General features: G+C 63.8%; 24 protein-coding genes. 16 read left to right on the forward strand and 8 right to left on the reverse strand.

Annotation, left to right across the window (positions count from 1 at the left end; translation table 11 throughout):
* The first annotated feature begins 35 nt into the window (after nt 1-35).
* The 5 genes from NKH57_RS00280 to NKH57_RS00300 all read left to right on the forward strand — a co-directional run bounded on the left by NKH57_RS00280 (nt 36) and on the right by NKH57_RS00300 (nt 4,596).
* Complete coding sequence (locus tag NKH57_RS00280) at nt 36-1,013, forward strand: hypothetical protein (RefSeq protein WP_352940792.1); 978 nt, start codon at nt 36-38, stop codon at nt 1,011-1,013.
* A gap of 394 nt (nt 1,014-1,407) precedes the next feature.
* Nucleotides 1,408-1,842, forward strand: a complete 435-nt coding sequence (locus NKH57_RS00285; RefSeq protein WP_023761851.1) for a CBS domain-containing protein — start codon at nt 1,408-1,410, stop codon at nt 1,840-1,842.
* 125 nt (nt 1,843-1,967) lie between these two features.
* Nucleotides 1,968-2,879 carry a hypothetical protein gene (locus NKH57_RS00290; protein ID WP_023761852.1) on the forward strand — a complete coding sequence of 304 codons (912 nt, stop codon included), beginning with the start codon at nt 1,968-1,970 and terminating at the stop codon, nt 2,877-2,879.
* Between the two features lie 200 nt (nt 2,880-3,079).
* On the forward strand, nt 3,080-3,436 hold the full coding sequence (locus NKH57_RS00295) for an SPW repeat protein (protein ID WP_023761853.1): 357 nt from the start codon (nt 3,080-3,082) through the stop codon (nt 3,434-3,436).
* A 242-nt stretch (nt 3,437-3,678) separates the two neighbouring features.
* Entirely contained in the window at nt 3,679-4,596 is a 918-nt protein-coding gene (locus tag NKH57_RS00300; protein ID WP_352940794.1) for an NADP-dependent oxidoreductase, read from the forward strand.
* 56 nt (nt 4,597-4,652) lie between these two features.
* Here the strand turns inward: NKH57_RS00300 and NKH57_RS00305 are convergent, their stop codons facing one another.
* Nucleotides 4,653-4,946 (reverse strand): hypothetical protein, encoded by a 294-nt coding sequence (locus NKH57_RS00305; protein ID WP_352607870.1) that lies wholly within the window; start codon nt 4,944-4,946, stop codon nt 4,653-4,655.
* Nucleotides 4,947-5,225: 279 nt separating this feature from the next.
* Nucleotides 5,226-5,675 (reverse strand): GatB/YqeY domain-containing protein, encoded by a 450-nt coding sequence (locus NKH57_RS00310; protein WP_352940796.1) that lies wholly within the window; start codon nt 5,673-5,675, stop codon nt 5,226-5,228.
* Nucleotides 5,676-5,953: 278 nt separating this feature from the next.
* Here NKH57_RS00310 and carA point away from each other — a divergent pair, with 278 nt between their 5' ends.
* Complete coding sequence (carA, locus tag NKH57_RS00315) at nt 5,954-7,171, forward strand: glutamine-hydrolyzing carbamoyl-phosphate synthase small subunit (RefSeq protein WP_352828838.1); 1,218 nt, start codon at nt 5,954-5,956, stop codon at nt 7,169-7,171.
* A gap of 59 nt (nt 7,172-7,230) precedes the next feature.
* On the opposite strand, the gene NKH57_RS00320 is transcribed toward carA, so the two are convergent.
* The gene (locus NKH57_RS00320) at nt 7,231-8,532 is read right to left on the reverse strand and encodes a TCR/Tet family MFS transporter (RefSeq protein ID WP_502905912.1); all 1,302 of its coding nucleotides are present in this window, start codon (nt 8,530-8,532) and stop codon (nt 7,231-7,233) included.
* Between the two features lie 119 nt (nt 8,533-8,651).
* A complete protein-coding gene (gene ypfJ / locus NKH57_RS00325; protein ID WP_352607861.1) occupies nt 8,652-9,566 on the reverse strand; it encodes a KPN_02809 family neutral zinc metallopeptidase in 915 nt (304 codons plus the stop codon).
* Between the two features lie 240 nt (nt 9,567-9,806).
* On the opposite strand from ypfJ, the gene NKH57_RS00330 reads away from it, so the two are divergent.
* Entirely contained in the window at nt 9,807-11,876 is a 2,070-nt protein-coding gene (locus NKH57_RS00330) for a hypothetical protein (RefSeq protein ID WP_352940799.1), read from the forward strand.
* 76 nt (nt 11,877-11,952) lie between these two features.
* Here the strand turns inward: NKH57_RS00330 and mntR are convergent, their stop codons facing one another.
* Nucleotides 11,953-12,408, reverse strand: a complete 456-nt coding sequence (gene mntR / locus NKH57_RS00335) for a manganese-binding transcriptional regulator MntR (RefSeq protein ID WP_023761861.1) — start codon at nt 12,406-12,408, stop codon at nt 11,953-11,955.
* Between the two features lie 236 nt (nt 12,409-12,644).
* On the opposite strand from mntR, the gene NKH57_RS00340 reads away from it, so the two are divergent.
* The 3 genes from NKH57_RS00340 to NKH57_RS00350 all read left to right on the forward strand — a co-directional run bounded on the left by NKH57_RS00340 (nt 12,645) and on the right by NKH57_RS00350 (nt 15,714).
* Nucleotides 12,645-14,009 carry an Nramp family divalent metal transporter gene (locus NKH57_RS00340; RefSeq protein WP_023761862.1) on the forward strand — a complete coding sequence of 455 codons (1,365 nt, stop codon included), beginning with the start codon at nt 12,645-12,647 and terminating at the stop codon, nt 14,007-14,009.
* Between the two features lie 90 nt (nt 14,010-14,099).
* Entirely contained in the window at nt 14,100-14,954 is an 855-nt protein-coding gene (locus tag NKH57_RS00345) for a protein-L-isoaspartate O-methyltransferase family protein (protein ID WP_352941021.1), read from the forward strand.
* A gap of 109 nt (nt 14,955-15,063) precedes the next feature.
* Nucleotides 15,064-15,714, forward strand: coding sequence for a dihydrofolate reductase family protein (locus tag NKH57_RS00350; RefSeq protein ID WP_023761864.1), 651 nt, complete (start codon nt 15,064-15,066; stop codon nt 15,712-15,714).
* 290 nt (nt 15,715-16,004) lie between these two features.
* Here the strand turns inward: NKH57_RS00350 and NKH57_RS00355 are convergent, their stop codons facing one another.
* Nucleotides 16,005-16,874, reverse strand: coding sequence for a LysR substrate-binding domain-containing protein (locus NKH57_RS00355; protein ID WP_023761865.1), 870 nt, complete (start codon nt 16,872-16,874; stop codon nt 16,005-16,007).
* Nucleotides 16,875-16,970: 96 nt separating this feature from the next.
* On the opposite strand from NKH57_RS00355, the gene NKH57_RS00360 reads away from it, so the two are divergent.
* A complete protein-coding gene (locus NKH57_RS00360) occupies nt 16,971-17,570 on the forward strand; it encodes a LysE family translocator (RefSeq protein WP_023761866.1) in 600 nt (199 codons plus the stop codon).
* Nucleotides 17,571-17,786: 216 nt separating this feature from the next.
* Here NKH57_RS00360 and NKH57_RS00365 read toward each other — a convergent pair whose 3' ends face one another.
* Nucleotides 17,787-18,581, reverse strand: coding sequence for an SDR family NAD(P)-dependent oxidoreductase (locus NKH57_RS00365; RefSeq protein WP_023761318.1), 795 nt, complete (start codon nt 18,579-18,581; stop codon nt 17,787-17,789).
* 216 nt (nt 18,582-18,797) lie between these two features.
* Here NKH57_RS00365 and NKH57_RS00370 point away from each other — a divergent pair, with 216 nt between their 5' ends.
* Nucleotides 18,798-19,253, forward strand: a complete 456-nt coding sequence (locus NKH57_RS00370) for a MarR family winged helix-turn-helix transcriptional regulator (protein WP_023761317.1) — start codon at nt 18,798-18,800, stop codon at nt 19,251-19,253.
* Nucleotides 19,254-19,263: 10 nt separating this feature from the next.
* Here NKH57_RS00370 and NKH57_RS00375 read toward each other — a convergent pair whose 3' ends face one another.
* Nucleotides 19,264-20,442: an MFS transporter gene (locus NKH57_RS00375; protein WP_352940803.1), complete on the reverse strand. Its 1,179-nt coding sequence runs from the start codon at nt 20,440-20,442 to the stop codon at nt 19,264-19,266.
* Between the two features lie 190 nt (nt 20,443-20,632).
* On the opposite strand from NKH57_RS00375, the gene NKH57_RS00380 reads away from it, so the two are divergent.
* The 4 genes from NKH57_RS00380 (at nt 20,633) to carB (ending at nt 26,678) form a co-directional block, all read left to right on the forward strand.
* Nucleotides 20,633-20,989: an ArsR/SmtB family transcription factor gene (locus NKH57_RS00380; protein ID WP_352940805.1), complete on the forward strand. Its 357-nt coding sequence runs from the start codon at nt 20,633-20,635 to the stop codon at nt 20,987-20,989.
* 66 nt (nt 20,990-21,055) lie between these two features.
* Nucleotides 21,056-21,814 (forward strand): metallophosphoesterase family protein, encoded by a 759-nt coding sequence (locus tag NKH57_RS00385; RefSeq protein ID WP_352940808.1) that lies wholly within the window; start codon nt 21,056-21,058, stop codon nt 21,812-21,814.
* Nucleotides 21,815-22,059: 245 nt separating this feature from the next.
* Nucleotides 22,060-22,950: an SH3 domain-containing protein gene (locus tag NKH57_RS00390; RefSeq protein ID WP_352940810.1), complete on the forward strand. Its 891-nt coding sequence runs from the start codon at nt 22,060-22,062 to the stop codon at nt 22,948-22,950.
* A gap of 224 nt (nt 22,951-23,174) precedes the next feature.
* Complete coding sequence (gene carB / locus NKH57_RS00395) at nt 23,175-26,678, forward strand: carbamoyl-phosphate synthase large subunit (protein WP_352940812.1); 3,504 nt, start codon at nt 23,175-23,177, stop codon at nt 26,676-26,678.
* Nucleotides 26,679-26,703: the final 25 nt, after the last annotated feature.

Below are 26,703 nucleotides of genomic sequence, written 5' to 3' on the forward strand. Positions count from 1 at the left end.
GAATCGCAAAGCGCTTCGATAGGAGAATTGATCCGGTGCGGTTGAGATCTGTCTATCTGGGTGTCGTCGCCAGCCTTCTTGTCATGGTCATCGCAGCGGCGGTATCGGCCCGATCCTTTGCCGCACCATCTGACGTTCCGGCCTGGCTACAGGCCCATGTCGGCGACAGCGACGGGCAGATCTCACAAGTGGTGCTGGAACGGGCGCGCGCGCTCTACCTCAAGAAGGTGGCGCAAGGTGCGGTCAAAAACCCCTGCTACTTCGCCATGGACGCGACGCGTCCCAGCGATCTGGGCGATGGCAAGCCCGGACACCGCTACTATGTCATTTGCGAAGCCAGCCAGTCGTTTCGCGCGATTTCGTCGGGCCACGGCAGCGGCCGGAATTTGAAAGGCGTCGTCGACTTCGCCAACGGCAGACGCTGCGCGAAGAACTTCGGCAATGCGATGGATTCATCATTGACCGCCGGAGGCGCCTATATGACCAGCGAGGCGAAAACCTCGTTCAAGGGCTACTACCGCATCGGCGCGAAACTGGACGCGGTTTTCCAGCGCACCTTCATACAGTTCGACGGCGAGGGCGAAGCCGCCAACGCCAGGCAACGGGTGATCGGCGGCCACGCTGCCCAGGTGCTGCACGGCATGTGCCTGCGCAAAAATCCCAAAAGCTCGCACGCCGACCATGATGGCTACGTGCCGTTCGGCAAGCTGGTGGACTATGCAAGCGGCCGCAGCAATGGCTGCACCAGCTGGTCGCCGGCGGATGCCCAGCAGATCATCCCAATGGTCAAGGACAACCCGACGACGCTCTACATCTACCCTGAATCGCGCGACATCGCCGCGGTAGGTTCGGGCCGTTCGCAGTCAGGCGCTTACTGGAACGCATCCTGCCTGAAGGAAATCGGCACTCCTAAATTCTGGCCGAGAAAGACCCTCGAGCCGATCATCGCTCAGTACAGCAAGGACCACCCGGCACCACCTCCGCAGCCGGTGCCGATTTGCAAAGGGCCATGAAGCTCACACCGTGCGGACTTCACTCAGCCATGCCGAGGCTCAGCGTAGAAAACCGAGCACGGCCCGCGTGAAATCGGCTGGATACTCCAGCCAGCAAGCGACCTCCACGACACCGGCGTGACGCTGCGGCTGCCTCGGTCGTGAATGGATCAGCCGCAATGTCGGCAGCCGGCGCTTGTCCTGCGCCTTCACAGCGCTCTTCAAGGTTCGGCGATTTTGCCGCGCATGGCGCATTCTCCTTCGACCGTCGCCGACGGTGGTTCGCACATGAAAAAGGGGACCAAAGGGGGCCGGCAGGCTATTTGCTCGTGCAGACCGAAACCATGGAACGTTTTCCAAGGGCGCTCATTCAAGCATCAGCTGGCGCGGGGCCGCGGAACTAGAGGAGGTTACGATGAGAATTGCCGATTGTATGACGAAAGACGTCCAGATCGCCAATCCGGAGCAAACCATACGCGAGGCCGCTCGAACCATGGGCCGTCTCGACGCCGGCGTCATGCCGGTGGGTGAGAACGACCGGCTCGTCGGCATGATAACGGACCGGGATATCGCGATCCGCGGCATCGCCCAAGGCAAAGGACCCGACGCCAAAATTCGCGAGGTGATGACCCCTGACGTCGAATATTGTTTCGGTGACGAAGACGCAGACGACGTCCTTCACAGAATGGGTGAGCTTCAAGTAAGGCGCCTGCCGGTGTTGAACCGCGACAAGCGGCTGATCGGCATTGTTTCGCTGGGCGACCTCGCCATGAATGGCGAATCGGCAGAAGCGGGTGAGGCATTGAGCGGCATCTCGCGGCATGGCGGACAGCATTCGCAGTTGCATTGAGGTCAGCGAACAAGGGCGGCGTTGGCTGCGGGCTGCCGACCAGATTGCGATAGCCAGCCCAAACAGAGGCGGATATCGCCCGGTATGCCGCAACCGCATGGCCTATCCGTTCGGGTTTGGTGCCAATGTTGCGTGACGTCGACTACGTGCTGCGAAAACTCGATTGGATGCGCGCCGAAGGCATCTGGCCTAACGGCTTGCGTTATCTCTGGACCGATGCGTTCGGGGTCGTGCTCTACGTCTCACTCTACACGGAAACCGGCGAGACGCGCTGGCTGGATGAGGCTGAGCGGCTGGTGGCCGATGTAGAGCGTGTGCTCGGCCGTCGGCGTGGATTGAGGATCGGGGAAGCGGCTGATCGTGACGGTCAGTACTTCCACTACCTGGCGATGTGGCTGTTTGCCTTGGCGCGTCTCGGGGATCTGAAACCGCGATACCGCGCGCGCGGTGTCGCGCTGGCGCGTGACATTCACCCGGCTTTTGTGATCCCCGGCCGCGGTGTGGTCTGGAAGATGCAGGAGGACTTGAGCAGTCCTTATCCCGGCTATGGCCTCGGCAGCATGGACGCTTATGACGGCTATGTCTCCTACCGGATTCTCGATGAAGACGAGCTGGCGCCCGAAATCGCGCAGATGCGTGACCTGATCGAGCACGATTGGCAAACGCTCGATATCGAACAGGATCTCGGTCTCGGCATGATGCTGTGGCTCGCCCACTTCTTCCCCGCTGAACCATGGGCCGAAGCCCAGACGAGGCGATCGCTTAGAACCCTGGAAACGATGTGGGTCGACCCGCCAGGTTATTTCAGCCGCACGCCGTGGCTGCGCGACACGAAGTTCGCTTTCACCAATTTTGGCGTGTCACTAGGGCTGCAGGCCAGCGACGTCTGGCCCGAGCGTGTCGGCACGTTGAACGCCTTCTTCGAGGACTGGCGCTCTGGTGACGAATATGATCGAGAGGCGATCACATGGGTGATGGCCTGCACCTCGCACCTTCCCGCTGCGTTTGTATCTCGCGGGCCGATCAAGAGTTGCTGAATGCTCCCAGCCGAGGAAAAAATGCCCGCCACCACGCTCAGCGGATGGTGCTCCAGATTTGTTGATTGGAACCAATGGCCTGCAATACAGTTACAGAGCCAGCAAGTCCGGTTGTAGCCATGCCGCCATATGGACCGGCGGTTTCAAGCCAGCCGACTGAGCTTCGGAAGCGTGGAAAGCACGCTTGATGGAGAAAAATCATGAACCAGTGGTCAAACGCCAAGCTTTGTGACGTGGCAAATCTAATCCTCGGAGCAGTTCTCTTCTTCTCTCCCTGGATATTCGCCTTCGCGGCGGGGACGCAGTCCCAGAATGCCATGGGCAGCGGCATCGTGATTTTCTTGCTTTCGGTTGCCGCCCTCTCCGCCTTTGCTATTTGGGAGGAATGGTTGAACCTCGTTGTGGGTCTTTGGGTAATCGTGTCTCCCTGGGTGCTTGGATTCCAGGCAACCACGGCCATGAGCGTGCATGTGGTAATCGGCGTTCTGGTCGCGGTCCTTGCTGCGATCGAGCTGTGGATGATGTACCAGAACCCTCCAACGCAATCTACGGCCTAGCAGGACTGGCGTCGCTGCGGCAGCGAGTGTGATGAAGCCGATTTGGCGGTCGAACCAAGAGGAAACAGATGCCTCTGACCGCCAGGCCTACGGCCTGCCCGTTCGAATGGCCGCCGCCAAATCCGGCGCTCTGTTCATCGCCGATGAACGCCCTCGGACGCCATAGCAACCGGAGCGGCTAGCGGCTATCGGCGACCCGCTGACCCCGTCGCCGACTGCCAGCGAAGAGGAGATATGTCGACATGAAAGCAGTCCGCATCCATGCTTTTGGCGGACCTGAGGTTCTTTCGATCGATCAAGTCCCCTTTCCTCAGCCCGTTGACGACGAGGTTGTGCTCAGGGTCCGCGCGGCGAGCGTCAATCCGGTTGACTACAAGACGCGCAAGGGTTCGGCGGGCCATGCATTGCCCGTTACATTGGGGCGTGACGTGTCCGGCGTGGTGGAGACATGCGGTACGCGGGCTCATACGTTGAAGAAGGGCGACCCGCTATTTGCCATGCTTGGTCATGATCGGGGCGGCAATGCCGAATATGTCGTGGTCAAGGCGACGGAGGCGGCTGCGAAGCCGGAACGTCTAAGCCACGTCGAAGCGGCTGCGGTGCCGCTTGCGGGCATCACTGCTTGGCAGGGCCTGTTTGAGCATGGCGGCCTCAAATCCGGGCAAAGGGTTCTCATCCATGGCGGAGCCGGCGGCGTTGGCCATCTGGCGATCCAACTGGCCAAGGCCGCCGGCGCGTTCGTCGCCACAACCGTCTCCGCCCAAGACTTCGTTTTTGTCCATGAGCTAGGTGCAGATCAGGCGATCGACTACAAGGGTCAGCGTTTCGAAGAGATTGTCGATGCGGTCGACCTGGTGTTCGACTTGGTAGCGGGTGACACCCAGGAACGCTCCTGGGACGTTCTCAAGCCAGGTGGGACGCTCGTTTCCACTCTTTCTCAACCCTCACAGGAAAAGGCACAGTTGCGTCGGGCACGTGGTGTCTCCTATATCGCCGAGCCGAATGCGGCGCACCTCGCGCAGATCGGCCGTCTCATCGACGCCGGCAAGGTCACCCCGTTCGTGCAAGCCGTCTATCCGCTTGGAGAGGTCGCCAAGGCGGAGGAACGGCTGGAAAACGAGCATGTGCGCGGCAAGATCGTGCTTGAGGTGTCCGCCTAAGCTTCCCGCCAATGGCCCGGTTCGGCCGAGCGCTCACTTGCTGAATTGGGTTCCCGTTACCGCCCGCTCTTCGGAGCCTTGGCATCCTTTGAACGACGCTCGGCGACCGCTGGACTGGCGCTGGACGCCCTTTGTGTCGCGGCACTCGGCGCGGCTCGCCTCGGCGGGTTTTGTCCCTCCGACTGGCGGGTTCGGTCTTCCACTTCGCCCATCCGGCGGGTGAGCCCCATTCCGCCGGCAGGCTTCTTGTTGCCGGCCGCGTCCTGGGAGAATTCATCGGAAGCGTCGGCACCGGTCTTTGCCGGATACTTCGTCGCGCCGGTTTCATAGCGGGTTTCGTTCTCAGTCATGACATCTCTCCAGTTGCATGACGGATAAACATCTCGGCGATATCCGAGTTCCAAATTTCAGGACTTGGATTCGCCAGGTGGGGCCAGAGATCACCGGCAGCACCATCCAAAAGGCAATCAGATGGGTTTCCGATTCCACATCCTGTTGCCCACGCATCTGGCGTGGCAGGTCTGAAGCAGCGTTTTTATGGCTTCCACATGCGGCGTGGAATATTGGATTCTAATGCTGCCTGTCGGCACGTCGGTCATGCTTTCCCGGCGACGAGACGAGCAGCACCCCTACTGCAGCAACCCCTTGACGATGCCGCTCGCCTTGCCGAAATCCATCTGGCCGGCATATTTCTGCTTCAGCGCAGCGATCACCTTGCCCATGTCCTTCTGGCTGGCCGCACCCGTCGCCGCGATCGCCTCGCGCGCCGCAGCCTGGATGGCGGCATCGTCAAGCTGCGTCGGCAGGAACGCGCGGATGATCTCCATCTCGCCGCGCTCCTGTGCGGCCAGTTCCGGCCGCTTGCCGTCATCGAATGCCCTAGCCGATTCCTCGCGCTGCTTCACCATCTTGGCCAGGATCTGCAGGATCTCCTCGTCGCTGGCCGGCTCCTTGCCCGAGCCGCGATTGGCGATATCGCGGTCGTGAATGGCGGCTTGAATCAGCCGCAATGTCGGCAGCCGGTGCTTGTCCTGCGCTTTCATCGCGCTCTTCAGGGATTCGGCGATTTTGCCGCGCATGGTGCATTCTCCTTCGATGGGCGCGGACAATAGCGCCGGGCGCGAGCCAACGCAAACCCTGAAATGGTAAGGCAAGCCTCTGATATTGCTAGATGAAATAAATCGGAATTGCATTTCGCATGGTCATTGACCGCCCTGCCCCCTTCCCCTATGTACTGGGCCTTGCATGAACTGAAGCTTGACTGCGTGGAAGCTGCGAAATCGCCGCTTGGCGCCGTTTGCTGCGCGGATGGCCCGCCGGGCCTATGGAAGCGCGCAGCCCCGATAGGAGTGCCGCCATGGCCGATATGACCGCCGCCTTGACGCCCGCCTGGGCAACAGAAAAGCCGACCGCCCTTCTGGTGCTGGCCGACGGCACCGTCATCGAGGGTCGCGGGTTGGGCGCCACCGGTTCCGCCGTCGCCGAAGTCTGCTTCAACACAGCACTCACCGGCTACCAGGAAATCCTCACCGACCCGTCCTATGCCGGCCAGATCGTCACCTTCACATTCCCGCATATCGGCAACATCGGCACAAATGACGAGGACATCGAGGACCTCAACCCGGTCGCCCGCGCCGGCGCCGTCGGCGCCGTGTTCAAGGCCGATGTCACCAACCCGTCCAACTACCGCGCCGGCACCGGTCTCGACCAGTGGCTGAAGAAGCGCGGCATCGTCGCCCTGTCGGGCATCGACACCCGCGCGCTGACCGCGCTGATCCGCGAAAAGGGCATGCCCAACGCCGTCATCGCGCATGCGCCCGATGGCGTGTTCGACCTCGACGACCTGAAGCGCCGCGCCGCGGCATGGTCCGGCCTGATCGGGCTCGATCTCGCCAAGGAGGTCACGTCAGGCCAGTCGTCGGCCTGGCGCGAGACGCCATGGGTGTGGAACGAAGGCTTTGGCGAACAGACCGAGCCTTCGATGCACGTCGTTGCCATCGACTACGGCGTCAAGCGCAACATCTTGCGCCTGCTCGCCGGCCTCGGCGCCAGGGTCACAGTGGTGCCAGCCAAGACCGGCGCCGAAGAAATCCTCGCCATGCAGCCGGACGGCATTTTTCTCTCCAACGGTCCCGGCGACCCGGAGGCCACCGGCGACTATGCCGTCCCGGTCATCCAGGACCTGTTGAAGACCGACATTCCGGTGTTCGGCATCTGCCTTGGCCACCAGATGCTGGCGCTGGCGCTGGGCGGCAAGACCGCCAAGATGCACCAGGGCCATCACGGCGCCAACCATCCGGTCAAGGACCACACCACCGGCAAGGTCGAGATCGTCTCGATGAACCACGGCTTTGCCGTCGATGCCGACTCGCTGCCATCAGGCGTCGAGGAAACCCACGTCTCGCTGTTCGACGGCTCGAACTGCGGCATCACGCTGACCGGCCGGCCGGTGTTCTCGGTCCAGCATCACCCCGAAGCCTCGCCCGGCCCGCAGGATTCGCACTATCTGTTCCGCCGCTTCGTCAACCTGATTCGCGAAAAGCGCGGCGAGGAATTGCTGGCCGAGCGGGCCTGACTCGACCCGTCAGCGCTGCCCCCAACGCCCTGCCGGGCACTTCTTTCTGAGACGGGGCCTCATATCTGTGCTCCATCTTCGGCGACGCCGGTAGTGACACTTGTGCGCGCCACCGGCCTCGCAACTTTCGTGACGAAGACGATGAGCGCCAGCGCCAGGAAGCACGCGCCGACCAGATAGGGCGCGCCGCCGAAGGTCACGGGAGCGCTCGGCCCGGTGAACCAGGAAAAGATCGCCGTATAGAGCAGTGGCGTGACGATCGAGGTGATCGAGAAGATCGAGGTCATCGCACCCTGCAGTTCGCCCTGCGCCGAAGGCGGCACCTTGGCGGCGGCGAGGCTCCTCAGCGGTGGATCGGCCAGCGCTTCCAGACAGCCGAAGACGATCACCGCATAGATCATCCAGCCTTGCGACGCGAACGCGTAGCCGAAGGCGCTGAGTGCCGTAAAGGCAAGACCGATGACCGCCGTCCTCCACTCGCCAAGCCGGGGGATCACCCGCGGCAGCACCGTCGCCATGACGATCGCGCCGCACAGGCCGAAGGCGCCGAGCGAGAAGCCGATCTGCTGCTCGCTCCAGCCATAACGGTAATTGGAAACGAACGACCAGACCGCCGGATACATCATGTGCCCGAGCGTCATCAGGAAGAAAACAAGTCCGATCCAGCCAATGCCCTTGTATTGGCGCATCTGGACGAGCGTGCCGACCGGATTGGCGCGCTTCCACTCGAAGCGGCGGCGATGCTTGTCGTCGAGTGTTTCCGGCAACAGGAACAGCGCGATCAGGAAATTCACCAAGGCGAGCCCGGCAGCGAAATAGAACGGCACGCGCGGCCCGAACGTGCCGAGCAACCCGCCCAGGACCGGCCCGATGACGAAGCCAACGCCAAAGGCGATGCCGAGCAGGCCGAAATTCTTCGCCCGGTTCTCGTCGTTCGAAATGTCGGCGATGAAGGCGGATGTCGTCGAATAGCTGGCGCCCGAAATGCCGGCCAGCACACGGCCGATGAACAGCATCGGGTAGGACCAGGCCACCGCGCAGATCAAATTGTCGACGGAAAAGGTCAGCACCGAGGCAAGCAGGATCGGCCGCCGCCCGAACCGGTCACTTAACCCGCCCATGATTGGCGCGAAGAAGAACTGCATGGCCGCATAGACGAAGAATAGCCAGCCGCCTTCGATCGCCGCTCCGCTGATACTGACCCCGGTCAATTCCCTGAGATAGGCCGGCAGCACCGGCATGATCATGCCGAAACCGATGATGTCGAGCAGCAGTGTGGTGAAGACGAGCGCAAGGCCCCGTCTGGCGGTTTTGGGGTCGATCATGGCGGGTCCGGCTCCTGTGGTCGCCCTGGGGCGCAGGCGGACGCACCTTATAGGCGAGTCCGCCGTAAGGAACAATGCGGGAACGGATCGGATTCTTTCATCCTGACAGCCCCTGACGGCGCCTTGGCGTCAGGTCAGCGCCCGGAAGCGGCTGTTCAAATTGGCCCGCTCAGCGTGTTGCAGTCCGAAAGCTTGCCGCTCTTGTAGCCGCGCGCCAGCCAGGTCTGCCGCTGCTGCGAGGTGCCGTGGTTGAAGCTTTCCGGCACGACATAGCCTTGCATCTTCTTCTGCAGCGTGTCGTCGCCGATCTGCTTGGCGGCGTTCAGCGCGCTTTCGATGTCTCCCTGCTCCAATATGCCTTTCTGGTCGGTGTAATGCGCCCACACGCCGGCAAAGCAGTCGGCCTGAAGCTCGATGCGCACCGACATCTGGTTGGCCTCGACCTCGCCCATGCTTTGCCGCATCTGGTTGAACTTGGACATGATGCCGGTTAGGTTCTGCACGTGATGGCCGATCTCATGCGCGATCACATAGGCGCGGGCGAATTCGCCCGAGGCGCCGAATTGCTGATCGAGCTCCTGGAAGAAGGTCATGTCGAGATAGACCTTGTGGTCGCCGGGGCAATAGAACGGTCCGGCCGCCGCGGAAGCAAAGCCGCAGGCCGAGCGGACCTGGCCGCTGAACAGCACCAGCTTCGGATCCTCGTAGGTCAGGCCCTGCGATTTGAAGATGCCGGTCCAGGTGTCCTCGGTCTCGGCCAGCACCGTCGCCACGAACTGCTTCATCTCGTCACTGGCGGGCGCACCCGCGCCGCTGCCCTGGCCACCGCCGCTGTTGTCGGTGATCTGGCCACCGCCGCCGTCGCCACCGCCCAGGATCGTCGATGGATCGAAGCCGAAATACCATCCGGCCAGCACCACCAGGATGACGAGGAAGATGCTGCCGCCGCCGCCGGCGCGACCGCCGATCGGAATGCGGAACTGGCCGGGGCTGCCGCTGCCGAGCCCGCCGCCACTGTCGCTGCGGTCGTCCTCGACATTGTCACTCTGACGACGGCCCTTCCAGAGCATGGCAACTCCTCGCGCTGCAAACTTCCCCCGTTGCCCGGTAAAGCCGGCTCAACCGAACAACAATTATCCCAACGGTTGCGGCAAGTCACAGCATTTTTCGACGGCCTCAAGGCCACATAGGGCGCCTGCGGCTACACCATCAGGCCCACAAGACGCTCTCCCGTTGGGCCGCTTTCGCCGGTTTCCCTGAAGCCGTGCGCGATATAGAATTCTCCGGTTCTCTATGGAAGCGAGGGGCGCTTGCGGACGATCGGCCAATTCCTGCTGTCGCTGACGGCACTGACCTGTTTTGGCATTGGGTCCGCCCACGCCGTCACGCTCGATTCCAGCGTCGCTGTCACCGATCCCGCCACCCTGCAGGCGCTCGAACGCGGCGGCCTGTCGATCAGCCGCCTGCTCGGACCCGCACTCGGCCTCACCCGCGAGGTCGACAATCGCGGCCTTTTTTCGGTGCCGGCACTGGCCACGGTGCGCGACACCGTCAAGCTTGAGATCGCCAACGAACCGAAGACCAGCCCGGACCCTTATGTTGCTGATATGGCGAAGTCGAAGGACACCAGCCAGAAATTCAATCCAAAATACATCGACGACGACGGCTCGACGCTCGACCTGACCGGCGTCGTCAACCGCATGGATCGCGGCTATCTCGGCCACACCGAATGCGGCGAGATCCGGCTGATCTACCGCTTCCACTATTCGGTCGCGGAAAAGCCGGCCAAGGGAAAGGCGGGCCAGCGCATTTCCTCGCGCCTGCCGCTGACCATGAGCCTGGTCTTCAACGCCAAGCCCCATCAAGCACAAGCCCGCGCCTCGAAGGACTTGCCAAGCGCCATTGATGTGTCCTGCGCCGATGTCGCCCAGCGCTGGCTGGCTGCCGGGAAACAGGACCTGCCGCCCGATCAGCTTGCCGCCTGGCTGCGCTCCGACGCGGGACCGCTGTCGGGTGCCATGCTGAATTCCTCGCAGATCATGCGGCTGGAACTCAACATGCAGGTGCTTCGGCTGTCGGCCTCGACGCGGCGCGATTTCGGCGGCCATGCCGAATATCTGCTGAAGATCTTCAAATGGGATCCGGCCAGCTCGACATTTTACGAATCGAAGATGGAGAACCAGATCGATCGGACCACGGTGCTGGCCGACAAGCCGTCCTTCGCCAAATGGCTGCTCACCGACCGCAACATCTACGACCTCGATCATGGCCGGCTGGTCATCGACGAAAAATTCCTGGCCAAGAGCGCCGTTTCCGTCGCACCCGGTGGCCTCAGCCGGTCGCAGAACAACATCGCCTACGGGCTAGTCGACGACGCCGACGTCGACAAGGCGTTGAAGGACTATGTCGCCAGGGGCAACACGCTCGCCTCCATCAGGTCTGTGGCCGGCTTCGAATTGCGCCTCAACGAGATGAGCTGCACCGGCTGCCATCAGACGCATGGCATTGCCGGGTTCCACTACACCGGCGCCGATCCGGCCAGCGAGCCGCGCCGCAACGCCGTCTTCGTGCCGGGCTCGGCCGTCTTCTTCGCCGACCTGCCGCGCCGCCGCGCTATCGTCGAGCAGTTCGCAGCCGGCGGGCATCCGGACTTTACGCGCGGCTTCGCCGCCCGTCCGGACCAGAAATATGCGGAGGCGCTGAAGGGCACCGACCTCTACAATGGGTGGGGCTCGATCTGCTATCGCGGCGAGGACCTGAGCTTCAAGCACTGGACCTGCGGCGCGGGCCTGCGCTGCGCCGGCGTCCATGAAAGCTCCATCCATCCAGGCTTCGGCACCTGCGTCAGCGAGGCCGGCACCGCGGTCGGTGATCCCGTCGAGTTCGGCGAGATCAAGATGTCGACCTGGGGCAACGACCAGTATTGCCGCCTGTCGCCAGCCACCGCCAAGACCTGTGCCATCAATCCGGCTCGTGACAAGAAACCACCGGTCAAGCTCGCCGGCTACGGTGCGGCGCGCCAGCGCTACGACAATCCCGAACAGAAGACCGGTGGCTTTCCCGGCGGTATGCTGCGCAAGGCGAGCTGCGACAAGCTGCCCGACGAGGCGACCTGTGGCCGGCTCGCCAAGACCGGTTTCAACGACTGCGTCGCCTCGGGCAAGGACCACAAATTCTGCACCAGGGAATTCACCAAGACCGCCGGCCTGCGCGCCTGCGACAAGGGGCATCCCTGCCGCGAGGATTATATCTGCACATCAGGCTACGACGATCTGGCGCAAGCAAAAGCCGGCAAGGGCACCTGCATTCCGCCCTATTTCATCTTCCAGTTCCGCGTCGACGGCCACCCGCGCAGTTGGGTGCAGGACGTCAGGGAATGAGAGAACGGTTTGCCGAAGGCGAATTGAAAGATCCGGTTCGGTTCCGGCGACTGGGAAATCCGGCGGCGGGTGCGGTTCAGCGCGCCGCCGTCATCGCCTTGCGAAACGCTTCCAGCGTCTCGGCGCTGACATGGTGCTCGATGCCCTCTGCGTCGATGCGCGCGGTTTCCGCACTGACGCCGAGCGAGCGCAAGAAAGCTTCCACCGTCTGGTGGCGGATGCGGCTTTCCTCCGCGACCTTGCGGCCGGCATCGGTCAGGAACACGCCGCGATAGGGCTTTCTCGACACCAGCCCGTCGGCGCACAGCCTGGTCAGCATCTTGGCCACCGTCGGCTGGGCAACGCCAAGCCGTGCGGCGATATCGACCTGGCGCGCCTCGTTGCCGTCCTCGATCAGGTCTGCGATCAGCTCGACATAATCCTCGACCAGCGCACTGCGGCGCGCTTCGCGCGTCTGCCGGAAGCCTTCCGAATGAACGTCGGCGTCAGGCAGCGGTTTTTCGCGCGGGACCGATCTGTTCTTCAGCGCCAATACGCGCTCCTCCCGAGGCTTTTGCTGTCCATGCATCCATAGCACGGGCTCTGATTCTTCAGGCCGTTTATTTGCATTCCGCCACCGGTGCAACCAGCGTCTCCAATTGCCCCTCTTCGTGCGCTAAGGGCTACCGCTCAAAAAGCACGAACAATGAAATATAGCATATTGCATAATGTTGAGCCATGGCATAGCTTTAGGGCAACATCGCCCAGTTTCGCGGAAAGCCCTCGTTCATGTCCGACGTCGAAGCCACAGTTTCCCGCTCCTCATGGCGCTTCGCCAGGCCGGAGGAGGACGAACAGCCCAGCCTGCGCGAAGTCAATTCTTCCATCGCCGTGCCAGGTTCGGGCGTCTGGTTCCGGCGCCTGGCCGCCTTCATGGGCCCGGGCTACATGGTCTCGGTCGGCTACATGGATCCGGGCAACTGGGCGACCGACCTCGCCGGCGGCGCCCAGTTCGGCTACACGCTGCTGTTCGTCATCATGCTGTCCAACCTTATGGCGATCCTGCTCCAGGCGCTGGCAGCACGGCTCGGCATCGCCACCGGCCGTGACCTCGCCCAGGCCTGCCGCGCCTATTATCCCCGTCCGGTCAATTTCGTGCTGTGGATCGCCTGCGAACTGGCCATCATCGCTTGTGACCTAGCCGAGGTCATCGGCACCGCGATCGCGCTGCAGCTTCTGTTCGGCATTCCGCTGATCGGCGGCGCCATGCTGACGGCGCTCGATGCCTTCCTCGTGCTTCTCTTGATGAACAAGGGCTTCCGCTATCTCGAAGCCTTCGTCATCGCGCTGCTGATCATCATCTTCGGCTGCTTTGCCATCCAGATCTTCGCCGCCGCCCCGCCGGCCGGCTCGATCCTGCATGCGATGTTCGTGCCGTCGTCGGCAATCGTCACCAATCCGGCGATGCTTTACATCGCCATCGGCATCATCGGCGCCACCGTCATGCCGCACAACCTCTATCTGCACTCCTCGATCGTGCAGACCCGCGCCTATGAACGCACCGACAAGGGCAAGCGCGACGCCATCAAATGGGCAACGACGGACTCGACTATCGCCCTGATGCTGGCCTTGTTCGTCAACGCCTCGATCCTGATCGTGTCTGCGGTCGCTTTCCATAACACTGGTCACCATGACGTCGCCGAGATCAGCCAAGCCTTCGAGCTGTTGTCGCCGCTGCTCGGCCTCGGCATAGCCTCGATCCTGTTTGCGGTGGCGCTGTTGGCTTCCGGCCTCAACTCGACGGTGACGGCGACGCTGGCTGGCCAGATCGTCATGGAAGGCTTCCTGCGCCTGCGCATTCCCAACTGGGCGCGCCGTCTTTTGACGCGCGGCCTCGCCATCGTCCCGGTGGTGGTCGTCACCGCGCTCTATGGCGAAAAGGGCACCGGCCAGCTGCTGGTGTTCAGCCAGGTGATCCTGTCGATGCAGCTGCCCTTCGCGGTCATCCCGCTGGTGCAGTTCGTCTCCGACAAGAAGAAGATGGGCAACCTCGCCATCCCGCGCGGCGTCGCTGCTCTTGCCTGGGTGGTGGCCGCGATCATCCTGGTGCTCAATTTCAAGCTGCTCTACGAGACCATGTTCGGGGTCGGCTGAACTCCGCCTCGCCGGGAAATCGAACTGCCCCTCCCCGCAGAGGCTAGCTTCCACGACAATTCGACGATCCGCGCTATGTTCTCCGGCATCATGCCCCGGATCGAAGACATCAGGAAGTTCTACGCGCGGCTGATGGCCGCCAATGCTGGCTCGCCCGACCCGCGCCTCGAGGCGGTTTTCGCCGAGGTGCCGCGCGAGGCGTTCCTCGGTCCCGGGCCGTGGACGATCATCGCTGGCAACGGCAAGATCACCACGCCGAGCGCCGATCCGGCGCACATCTACCAGAATGTTCTGGTAGCGCTCGACGCCGACAAGGGCATCAACAATGGCGAGCCGTTCCTGCACGCCATGTGGATCGGGAAGCTTGCGCCGAAACCCGGCGAAGCCGTTACTCATATCGGCGCCGGCACTGGCTACTACACCGCTGTGCTGGCCAGGCTGGTTTCACCAGGCGGCACCGCCACCGCTTTCGAACTCGATGAAGATCTAGCCAACCTCGCGCAACGAAATCTCGAAGCCTATGGCAATGTAACCGTCGTCCATGGCAATGCGGTGACGATGCCCTTGCCGCCATCCGACATCGTCTATGTCAATGCCGGCGTGGCCGCGCCGCCGGCCGGATGGCTGAAGGTGCTGCGACCAGGCGGCCGCATGATCTTTCCCTGGCGCCCGGCCGAGCGTGTCCCTCTCGCGGTGATGGTGACCCGCACCAAAAAGGGCTTCGCTTGCGATCCGTTCATGCGGTCGTGGTTCATTCCCTGTGTCGGCGCCTCGGTTGCGGGCCCCGCGGTTAGAATCCCGACACGCGAGCAGGCCGCGCGCAGCCGCTCGATCTGGCTGATGGAGGACAAGGCGCCGGACCGCACGGCCACCGCAGTCTTCGGCGATGTCTGGTTCTCATCGAAAGATCTCGATGCCGAACCGCGCACCAGGCCTCGCAAATGACGGTGGTTCGCAAAAATTTCATATGTCCTGTCGGACCGGCGAGCGGCCGCCCGTCCTTGGGTTGAAGTCCGGCCACGACGGCATGGAGCGAAGAAAAGGGAGCATTGAAATGAGAAAGATCATCGCTGCGACATTCGTCAGCCTCGACGGCGTCATGCAGGCACCTGGCGGTCCGGAAGAGGATCCTGTCGGGGGCTTCAAGTTCGGCGGCTGGACGTTTCATTACTTTGACGAGGTGGCGGGCGCGGCAATGGATGAACTCTTCTCCAAACCCTTTGCCCTGCTGCTTGGCCGCAGAACCTACGACATCTTCGCCGCGTACTGGCCGTATCAGAAAGATTCGATCGCGGATGCCTTCAATCCCGCGACCAAATACGTGGCGACGCATCGGCCTGACACCCTCACCTGGCAGAACACGCAATCGCTTGGGCCGGATATCGTCGCGACGTTGCGCCGCCTCAAGCAGGAGAATGGACCTGACCTGCTCATCCAGGGATCGGGCAATCTGATCCAGACCTTGCTCGCCAACGGGCTGATCGACGAGATCCGGCTGATGACCTTCCCGCTGTTGCTGGGCAAGGGCAAGCGGCTGTTCGGCGATGACGCGATGCCGGCCGCCTTCAGGCTTGCCAAGTCGCAGGTCTCCAGCACCGGCGTGATCATGGCGACCTACGAGCGCGCGGGCGAAATCAAGGTCGGCTCCTTTGTCACGGGAGAGCCATCGGAAGCCGAACTCGAGCGGCGCAAGAACTGGAAGTAGCTTTGCAGGGCCTGGGTTCCTCGCCCCCATGACATGGGGGAGAGGTGGCGGCGCCCCCGCCCGCGCGGGGGGGTCGGGGGGGGGGGGCGTTGTGTAAAAATTGCCCAGGGGCGCCCCACCCCCCCCCCGGGGGGGCGGGGGGGGCGGCCTCCGCGCCCGGAGCGGGGGCTTCGTAGGGCGGATGCTTTGTGAAAACTTGGCACTTCGGCGCCAATCCCCTCTCCGTCTCGGCTTCGCCGAGCCACCTCTCCCCACATTCGTGGGGCGAGGAACCCAAGTTCTTCCAGGCCTCAAGCCGCCACCAGCCGCCGTGCGAGTCCATCCCTGATATACCGCGCGAATTCCTGCGCCGCCGGCCCTACCCCATGCCTCGGCAAATGCAGATTGATCGAAAAATTCGGCAGCGGCGGCAGCCCGGACTCCGATGGCAATATGTCGAGATCGGCCGGCACCGTGGAGGCAAGCCAGGTAGTGACCGCAAGGTCGGAACGCACTGTCGCCGTCGTCGCGTCGATGTTGCCGTTTTCGAACACGGTGCGCCACTCCAGCCCATGCTCGCCGAGCGCCGCCAGCACCGCCGGACGGAAGGCGCAGGTATCGGCGACGATCGAGACCGGCAGCGGCCGCTTGGCACGGGCAACGCCGCCCTTGGCGCCGACCCAGACCAGCCGGTCGATGGCAAGGCATTCGCCCGCCGACGAACCGACGCGTTCCTCGATCACCGCGAGGTCGATGGTCCCGGCCGCAAGGGCAGCGGCCAACTCGGGCGACGAAGCGCAGACCAGCGATATTTCGACCTGCGGATAGGTCTCGGCATATGTCTTCAGCACCGGTGCAAGCAAGGTGCCGACAAGGTCGTAAGGCACGCCGAGCCGCACCTGGCCAGCAACCGGAGTGCCCGCCATTTCGGCCCAGATTTCGTCATTCAAGGCCAGCAGCCGCTTGCCCTTGCCGAACAGCTGTTCGCCGGCGCGCGTCAGCCGCAAGCCGCGCCTGTCGCGCTCGAACAGGCTTGAGCCGAGCGCCTCCTCCAACCGCTTGACCTGCTGGCTGACAGCACCTTGCGTCAGGTGCAGCGCGTTGGCAGCCGCCGTCATGCTGGCCTTGTCGGCGACGGTGATGAAGGTGCGGATCAGCGCCATGTCGAGATTTCGGATCATGGCATGCATTATGGCTGCTAATGCTAACCATGGCAAACATTGCATTTACTGACGCTAACTCTCCGCTACGATCGCTGCTCTCACAGAGGAAGCCACATGCTCGAGCCCGTCATCCCGCTCATCCTGTTTGCGATCGTTGCCACCACAACGCCCGGCATCGCCACGACCTTGTCGACGGCGTCCGGCGCGCAGTTCGGCTTTCGCCGTTCCGTGCCTTTGCTGGTCGGCAGCGCCGCCGGCCTCGCCACCGTGACCGGCGCGACCGCCGCCGGGCTCGCCGGGCTGCTGCTTGCCGTGCCCTCACTGCAACTGGCGATGAAGGTCATCGGCTCGCTTTATCTCGTCTGGCTGGCGATCAAGATCGGCCGCAGCGGACCGCCCAATCTGGATGTGACCATGGCCAGACCGAACAGCTTTCTTGGCGGCGCCGGCATTCAATGGATGAACCCGAAAGGCTGGGCGATGGGATTGGGTGCCGCAGCCTCGTTCGCAGCGCTGGCCAGCGGGCCGATGCAGCTCGCGCTGCTGCTCGGCGTCACCTTCGGCCTCGCCGCCGCCGCCTCGCTGTCGCTGTGGTGCGTGGCCGGCATGCTGCTTGCCCGGCTGCTCAAGACCGAGCGGCAATGGCGCGCGCTCAACATCGTGCTGGCGCTGGTGCTTGCCGCATCGATCATCCCGATGTGGCGGACGGCATAAAGCGCCCAAGCCAAAATCCGCGCCAGTACCCCCACCCGGACCTACGGTCCGACCTCCCCACAAGGGGGAGGTAGGGAGCGCAGCTTTTTCGCATCCCCACAAGACCATTGTCGCACGGGCGGACGAGGCGCTTCCTCACCCTCCCCCTTGTGGGGAGGGTCGCTGCGGAGCAGCGGGGTGGGGGACCTGGTTCGCAAGCGAACCAGCCTTGCCAGCTCAAGCCGCGTAGCGCGCGGCCGGCTTGTTGGCGTGCAGGCTGCCGAAGAAGACTTGCCGGGCGCCGAGGAAAGTGTCCAGCTTGGCCGGATCGGCAAGTCCCGGCACGGTGACGGCTTCGCCCCTGGCCAGGCCGACAAGTGCTGCATCGACCAGATTGTCGGCGCTCATGACGATCTCTTGCGGGACGCTGTCGATATCGCTGCCGGCAATCTCCCAGAAATCGGTCCGGGTCGCGCCCGGCAACACGACCTGCACCTTCACCTGGGTGTCAGCGACCTCACGCTGCAGGGCCTCGGTGAAGTTGACGACATACGCCTTGGTGCCACTGTAGATGCCGCCGAACGAGGTGTCATAGGCCAGCACCGATGCGATGTTGACGATGGCGCCGCGATTGCGTGCGATCAGGCCGGGCAACACGGCACGGGTCAGCCGCGTCAGGGCGACGACATTGACCTTGATCATGCGCTCGGCGACATCGGCGTCCGCCGTCGCCACCACTTGCGCACCGCCGAGGCCGGCATTGTTGACCAGCAGCGTCACGCTGTCATCGGCTGATATCGCCTGCTCGACGCGGCGCAGGTCATTGTCGTTGGCCAGATCCGCGCTGATCACGCTGACCTTGCGGTCATAGGCATTTCGTAGCTTCTCCGCCAGGTCCTCGAGCCGGTCTGCGCGCCGCGCCACCAGCACCAAGTCATAGCCCTGCCCCGCCAGCCGGTCCGCATAGACCGCGCCGATGCCCGCCGAAGCACCGGTGACGACCGCCGTGCCCTTGTTGCTCTGTCCACTCACTGTCTTGCTCCTTCTTCGAACTGCTTTGCTTCGTTTCGACCTCGCCGCCGGCCCCGAGAGATCACCCTCGCCTTGCAGGCAAAGCCATTTGATTCATTTAGTGGCATATGCCACCATCACGCAAATAGGCATATGCCACTATCTTGTCAATGATCGGAATGGGGATTATTTGAGACGTGGCGGCCGGGCATTATTCGCCGGCGCCAAGGACACAGTATGTCGAAGGATACCCTGCCCGGCCTGACGCTCTGCAACAACGCCGCGCTGCGCCGTGCGGCGCGCAAGCTCGGCCAGTTCTATGATGATGTGATGGCGCCTTCGGGCCTGAAGGCCACGCAGCAGGGCCTGCTCTACCAGATTCATATCGGCGATGAGCCGGCGATGGGCGCTATTGCGGCCTCGCTGATCATGGACTTGTCGGCACTCGGCCATACGCTGAAGCCGCTGATCCGCGACGGTTATGTCGAGACCTTCGCCGACCCGGCGGACCGCCGCATCAAGCGCGTACGGTTGACGCCAAAAGGCCTAGTCAAGCTGGATGAGGCGATGAAGCTGTGGCAAATTGCCCAGCAGCGTTTCGAGGACGTGGCCGGCAAGGACAAGGCGGAAAGGCTGCGCGCGGCTCTGGATGAGATCGCCGCGCTGGATTTCGATCTGCCGCCGGCCAGCTGAGCCGGCCGTACTACTCAGCCGGCATTGCGACCGTCCTGGCCGCCCAGTTGCCGGCCAGCAGGATGCCGAGCCCGACGATCGGGAAGGCTGCGGCGACAAGGCCGAGATCGGCCGGCGCGCCGTAGCGCAGCACGACGCCGCCGACCACGGCACCCAACGCGACGCCCAGGTAGAGCGCCGAGGCGTTAAGCGACAGCACGATCGGGGCGGCATCGGGCGCCAGCTTGATGATGCGGCTCGCCTGCGCCGGTGGGAACGCCCAGCCGACTATGCCCCACGGCACCATCATCGCCATCAGCGCCGGCCCGGCAAGATGGTGCGGCAGGAAGGTCGGGATGACCGACAGCAGGACCAGCATGCCGGCACTCAGCGCCAACGACCAACCGACGGTGCGGGTCGCGCCGAACCGGTCGGCTGCCTGGCCGCCGCCAATGTTGCCGATGACGGCGCCGACGCCGAAGGCGAGCAGCATGCCGGGCAGCGCGATCTGGCTGAGCCCGCCGCCCTCGATGGCGAGCGGCGCGACAAAGGCAAAGACGGTGAAGGCGCCGATCAGCGCCAGCACTGTCGTCAACAGGATCGGCATCACGCCGGGACGCAGCGCGGCAGCCAGCCTGCGCTTCAAGGGCAGCCTGGTGCCAACGATACCCTGCGGCAGCCGATACCACAGAATCGCGTCCGCAAGCGCGCCAAGGCCGGCGATGGCAAAGAAGGTGCCGCGCCAGCCGGCAATGGTGGCAACGAGCGCGCCGAGCGGCGCGCCGACGGCGACGGCCACCGTGGTGCCGCCGACGACGACGGCGATGGCACGCGCCCGGTGATGGTCATCGACCAACGCCACCGCCGTGCCTTGCGCGGTCGCCGCGAACAGGCCCGACGACAGCGCCATTACGACACGCGCGATCAACAGCAGTTCGAAGGAGGAGCTCAAGGCGGCGGCAATGTTGCCGAGCACGAAGAACACCAGCGTCCACAGGATGACGCGGCGCCGGTCCCATTCGCCGGTCAGCGTCGCCAGGATCGGCGTGCCGACCGCATAGGCGAGTGCGAAGGCGGTGATCAGCGTGCCGGCCAGCGGGATGGAGATGCCGGCGTCCGCCGCGATATCGGGCAGAAGGCTGGAGATGACGAAGCCTTCGGTCGAGATGGTGAACGATCCGAGTGCAAGCCAGAAGAGGCGCTTGTCCATGGGGCGATGTCCTTAGTTCAACAGTTATTGAACAATTGGACGGGAAAGGGCATGATGTCAATGAAGCGAGGGAAAATTAGCTGACCCCTCCTGACAGCCCTGTGTCAGCATGGATTACGCATAACAGTGTGGACTGCTACGGCGGGATGGATGCGTTGAAATCGGCCGAAACTGCGCTTAGTTTCCAGCCATGACCTTGCCACACCCCAATACGGACCAGATCAGCCTGCCTATCGTGCTCGGCGTGCTCGGCGACCCGACCCGGCTCGCCATTGTGCGCTATCTCGCCAGCAAGGAAGGCGTGCCGCTGAACTGCAGCCGGTTCCTCGATCTCGGTTCGAAGACCAATCTGAGCTACCACCTGGCCAAACTGCGCGAGGCCGGCGTCACCCGCGCCGAAGTGGTCGGCACCAATCGCATGATCACGCTGCGCCGCGCCGATCTCGACGCCCGCTTCCCCGGCCTGCTCGACAGCGTCATCGCTGCGGCCGGCGACGATCCGGCGCTGCCGGTGGTTGGTGGCCACGACATCGACGTGCCGGCCTGAGCCTCCAAAGCTCGGTTGTTCTGCAAGGCCTGCCTTCCCGCTCGTCAACCCACGGAGCCGCCAAAAATGCGCATTGCCGTCCTCGCCGATATCCATGGCAATGTGCTGGCATTGGACGCCGTGCTTGAGGATCTGCGCCAGCGCGGCGGCGCGGACCTGACCGTCAATCTCGGCGACAGCGTTTCTGGCCCGCTATGGCCGCGCGAGACGTTTGCGCGGCTGGAGGCGCTCAACCTGCCGACGGTGCGCGGCAACCACGATCGCCGCGTCGCCGCCGACCCGGCCGATGAGACCATGTGGGCCTCCGATGTCTATGCGCAGCAGCGGCTGACACAGGCGCAGCGCGAAGTCCTCTTCAAACAGCCGCTGACGCTGGAGATCGCGCCCGGCGTGATCGCCTTCCACGCCCGCCCGGACCACGACGAGAAATATCTCGCCGATACGATCGTCAATGGCCAGCTGGTGCGCGCTCCGCTGGCGGCGATCCGGCGCCGGCTGAAGCCGCTCGATCCCGGCTGCCGCATCGCACTGTGCGGCCACAGCCACCGGGCGGAGCTGATCCGCATCCCCGATGGTCCGGTCATCTTCAATCCCGGAAGCATCGGCTGCCCCGCCTATGATGATGCGACACCGCCGGCGCATGTCTCCGAGCAAGGCTCGCCGCACGCCCGCTACGGCATCGTGACCTTGGGTGACGCAGGCCAGCCCGACCGTTTCGAAAACATTGCGGTCAGCTACGACCATGAGGCAGCGGCGCGCCAAGCCGAACAGGCCAACCGGCCGGAATGGGCCCACGCGCTCAGGACGGGGTTCATGCCAGACTGAGCGAAGCTCATGTCTGGCTGAACGCACTTGCGTTCATGCCACCAGACTGAGCGAAGCTCATGCTCAGGCTGAATGCACTTGCGTTCATGCCACCAGGCTGGACTGGTCGGGCTGGACCTCTGCCGGCACGCCAGAACGCGATCGAATTTTCGGGCTTACATGGCGGCGCCTCGTCCCTTATAAAACCGGCCGGGTGCGCGGCGGGCTCGACCCGTCGCGGTATGATATCAGCGCACGGCCAAACGATGAGGCGCACAGTTACGCTCCGAACAACCCTGCATGCGCTGATTGCCGCTCCGCTGCTGATGGCGTCATGGCCTGTCCTCGGCCCCACCATGGCCGAAGAAGCGCCGGATCTCGTCTTTTCCATCGTCACAGGCCTGGCGCCGGACGATCTGCTCAATCTCCGCACCAAGCCATCGCCGGTCGGCAAGACCGAGACACGCCTGGCCAGTGGCGCACGTGTGAAAAATCTCGGTTGCAACGACATTGACGGCCATCAGTGGTGCAAGGTTGAAACCGACGATGCGAAGGCCAGCGGCTGGGCGCCGGCGCGCTACCTCGTCCCCCTCAATCCGGCCCCCTATGTCGAAGGCGAGACAAAACCGGCGGATGCGCCAGTGGTTGCCTCCACTGGCGACGCGGCGGGCAAGCCGGACGCCGGAGCCGCCGCTGAGGCTGCGGCCCAGCCGCCGCCCGACCTGGCGGCGCGGCTTGGCGGCACCGGCCCGGCAACTGAAAGCATGCCGAAAACCGCCACCGAAATCGGCCGCGCCGCGATGCAGGATGCCTATGGCCTGGCAATGGCGGCGGCCGAAACCTCGCCGGCAGGAGATGTCCAGGACGCCGCGGCACAGCCGCCGGCTGCTGCCGCCAACGAGATCCCCTGCGCCCGCTATGTCGGCCAGCCGATGCAGCGCTGCACGGTCAGCGCCGTGCGCACCGCCGACAAGGCCGACATCACGGTCACCTGGCCCGATGGCGGCACGCGCATCATCTCCTTCGTCGCTGGCAAGCCGGCCAGCTCCGACGCGCCCGGTGACTTCCGCTTCACCCGCGAAGGCAGCCTCAACATGATCCGCGTCGGGGTGTCGGAACGCTTCGAGATCACGGATCAGTTGGCGCTAGGGGATTAGGGATCAGGGATTGGGCAGTAGGGTATAGGCATTAGGCGCTTGAACGTCCCGTACTGCCTACTCCCCAATCCCTACTCCCTGCTCACTCGCATTTTCGGGGTTACATCAGTCAAAACTCTTCCCTATAAGGCCCTCCTAGCCTGATACCAGAATCGCGAGCACAACCGGCCGGGTCTTCCCGTCCCGGTTTTTTGTGCAAGCCGCCCGCCGAACGGACCTATGACATGCCAAGACGCACCGACATCAAGTCGATCCTGATCATCGGGGCCGGCCCCATCGTCATCGGCCAGGCCTGCGAGTTCGACTATTCCGGCACCCAGGCCTGCAAGGCGCTGAAGGAAGAAGGCTTCCGCGTCATCCTGGTCAATTCCAACCCGGCCACCATCATGACCGACCCGGAATTGGCCGACGCCACCTATATCGAGCCAATCACGCCTGAAGTGGTGGCCAAGATCATCGCCAAGGAGCGGCCGGACGCGCTGCTGCCGACCATGGGCGGCCAGACCGCGCTCAACACCGCTCTGTCGCTGCGCCGCATGGGTGTGCTGGAGCGCTACAATGTCGAGATGATCGGCGCCGACGCCACGGCCATCGACAAGGCCGAGGACCGCGCGTTGTTTCGCGAGGCGATGAAGAAGATCGGCCTGGAAACGCCGAAGTCGATGCTGGCCAACGCCACCGACGTCAAGAACACCGACCGCAAGACGCACGAGGCCGAGCGCGCCGCGCTGAAAGCCGAGAAGCCGGCCGATCTCGACGCCGCGCTCGATGCGCTGGAAACCCGCTGGAACCTCGGCGAAGGCGACCGCAAGCAGCGCTACATCAGCCATGGCATGGCGATTGCAGCCCAGGCGCTCGACCATGTCGGCCTGCCCGCCATCATCCGCCCATCCTTCACCATGGGCGGCACCGGCGGCGGCATCGCCTACAACCGCGCCGAATTCTACGAGATCGTCCAGTCCGGCCTCGACGCCTCGCCGACCACCGAAGTGCTGATCGAGGAAAGCGTGCTCGGCTGGAAGGAGTATGAGATGGAGGTCGTCCGCGACAAGGCGGACAATTGCATCATCGTCTGCTCGATCGAGAACATCGACCCGATGGGCGTGCATACGGGCGATTCGATCACCGTCGCCCCGGCGCTGACGCTGACCGACAAGGAATACCAGATGATGCGCAACGCCTCGATCGCGGTGCTGCGCGAGATCGGCGTCGAGACCGGCGGCTCCAACGTCCAGTTCGCCGTCAATCCTGCGGACGGAAGGCTCGTCGTCATCGAGATGAACCCGCGCGTCTCGCGCAGCTCCGCCTTGGCTTCGAAGGCAACCGGTTTCCCGATCGCCAAGATCGCCGCCAAGCTCGCCGTCGGCTACACGCTGGACGAGCTGGAGAACGACATCACCGGCGGCGCGACGCCAGCCTCGTTCGAACCCAGCATCGACTATGTCGTGACGAAAATCCCGCGCTTTGCGTTTGAAAAGTTCCCCGGCGCCGAGCCGGTGCTGACCACCGCGATGAAGTCGGTCGGCGAGGTCATGGCCATCGGCCGCACCTTCCAGGAATCGCTGCAGAAAGCTCTGCGTGGCCTCGAAACCGGCCTCACCGGCCTCGACGAGATCGAGATCCCCGGCCTCGGCTACGGTGCGGCGACCGCCAACCATGCCGACGACCACAACGCCATCCGCGCCGCACTCGGCACGCCGACGCCCGACCGGCTGCGCATGGTGGCGCAGGCGATCCGCATGGGCACCTCGCTGGAAGACGTGCACGCCATGTGCAAGATCGACCCGTGGTTCCTCGGGCAGATCGCCGGCATCCTCGACACGGAAGCCCGCATCCGCGAGCACGGCATCCCGCAGGATGCCGTCAACCTGCGCATGCTGAAAGCGATGGGTTTCTCGGACGCCCGCCTCGCCTCGCTGACCAGAACCGACATCGAGGTGATCGAGAAGGCGCGTGAAAAGCTCGACGTCCATCCGGTCTACAAGCGCATCGACACCTGCGCCGCCGAATTCGCCTCGCCCACCGCCTACATGTACTCGACCTATGAAGTGCCGTTTGCCGGCGCGCTCGCCAACGAGGCGCAGGTCTCGTCGCGCAAGAAAGTCGTGATCCTCGGCGGCGGACCCAACCGCATCGGCCAGGGCATCGAGTTCGACTATTGCTGCTGCCACGCGGCCTTCGCGCTGCGTGACGCCGGCTATGAAGCGATCATGATCAACTGCAACCCCGAGACCGTGTCGACCGACTACGACACCTCCGACCGGCTCTATTTCGAGCCGCTGACGGCGGAGGACGTGCTGGAGATCCTGCGCGCCGAACAGGCGTCGGGCGAGCTGGTCGGCGTCATCGTTCAGTTCGGCGGCCAGACGCCGCTGAAGCTGGCGGATGCGCTGGAGAAGGCCGGCATCCCGATCCTCGGTACCTCGCCCGACATGATCGATCTCGCCGAAGACCGCGACCGCTTCCAGAAGCTGCTGCACAAGCTCGGCCTCAGCCAGCCGAAGAACGGCATCGCCTATTCGGTCGAGCAGGCCCGCCTCGTCGCCGGCGAGCTCGGCTTCCCCTTGGTGGTGCGCCCCTCCTATGTGCTTGGCGGCCGCGCCATGCAGATCATCCACAGCGAAGGCATGCTGCAAACCTATTTGCTCGACACCGTGCCCGGCCTGGTGCCGGAAGACATCAAGCAGAAATACCCCAACGACAAGACCGGCCAGATCAACACGCTGCTGGGCAAGAACCCGCTGCTGTTCGATACCTATCTCTCGGGTGCCATCGAGGTCGATGTCGACTGCCTGTGCGACGGCAAGGACACCTTCGTCTCCGGCATATTGGAACACATCGAGGAAGCCGGCATCCATTCGGGCGACAGTGCCTGCTCGCTGCCGGTGCACTCGCTGCCTTCGGAGCTGGTCGACGAACTGGAGCGCCAGACGGCGGCCCTTGCCCGCGCGCTCAATGTCGGCGGGTTGATGAACGTGCAGTACGCGATCAAGGACGGCACGGTCTATGTGCTGGAGGTCAACCCGCGCGCGTCGCGAACTGTGCCCTTCGTTGCCAAGACCATCGGCCGGCCCATCGCGAAAATCGCGGCCCGCATCATGGCCGGCGAGAAACTGGAAGACGCCTTCGCCCATTACGGCGCCATGCCCGACCCCAGGAACCCCGGTCACATCGCGGTCAAGGAAGCGGTGTTCCCCTTCGCCCGCTTCCCCGGCGTCGACATTTTGCTCGGGCCGGAAATGCGCTCGACCGGCGAAGTCATGGGCCTCGACCGCGATTTTGCGTTGGCCTTCGCCAAGAGCCAGCTCGGCGCGGGTGTCGACCTGCCACGCTCAGGCACGCTGTTCGTCTCGGTGCGCGACGAGGACAAGAAAGGCATCCTGCCGGCAGTCAAGCGCCTCGCCGGCCTCGGCTTCAAGGTCATGGCGACCTCCGGCACCGCCCGCTTCCTCGCCGAAAACGGCGTCGTCGCCGAGAAAATAAACAAGGTGCTGGAAGGCCGCCCCCACATCGAAGACGCCATCCGCAACCGCCAGGTTCAGATCGTCTTCAACACGACTGATGGCCAGAAGGCGGTGTCGGACTCCAAGTCGCTCCGCCGCGCCACGCTGATGCAGAAGGTGCCGTATTATACGACGCTGTCGGGCGCGGCCGCGGTGGCGGAGGCGATTGCGGCGCTGAAGGCGGGGAGCCTGGAGGTCAGGCCGCTGCAGGAGTATTTTGCGTGAGCGATTAGCTTTCTTCTCCCCATTA

Origin of the sequence: Mesorhizobium sp. M1050, from assembly GCF_040318715.1 — a bacterium.
Classification (GTDB): domain Bacteria; phylum Pseudomonadota; class Alphaproteobacteria; order Rhizobiales; family Rhizobiaceae; genus Mesorhizobium.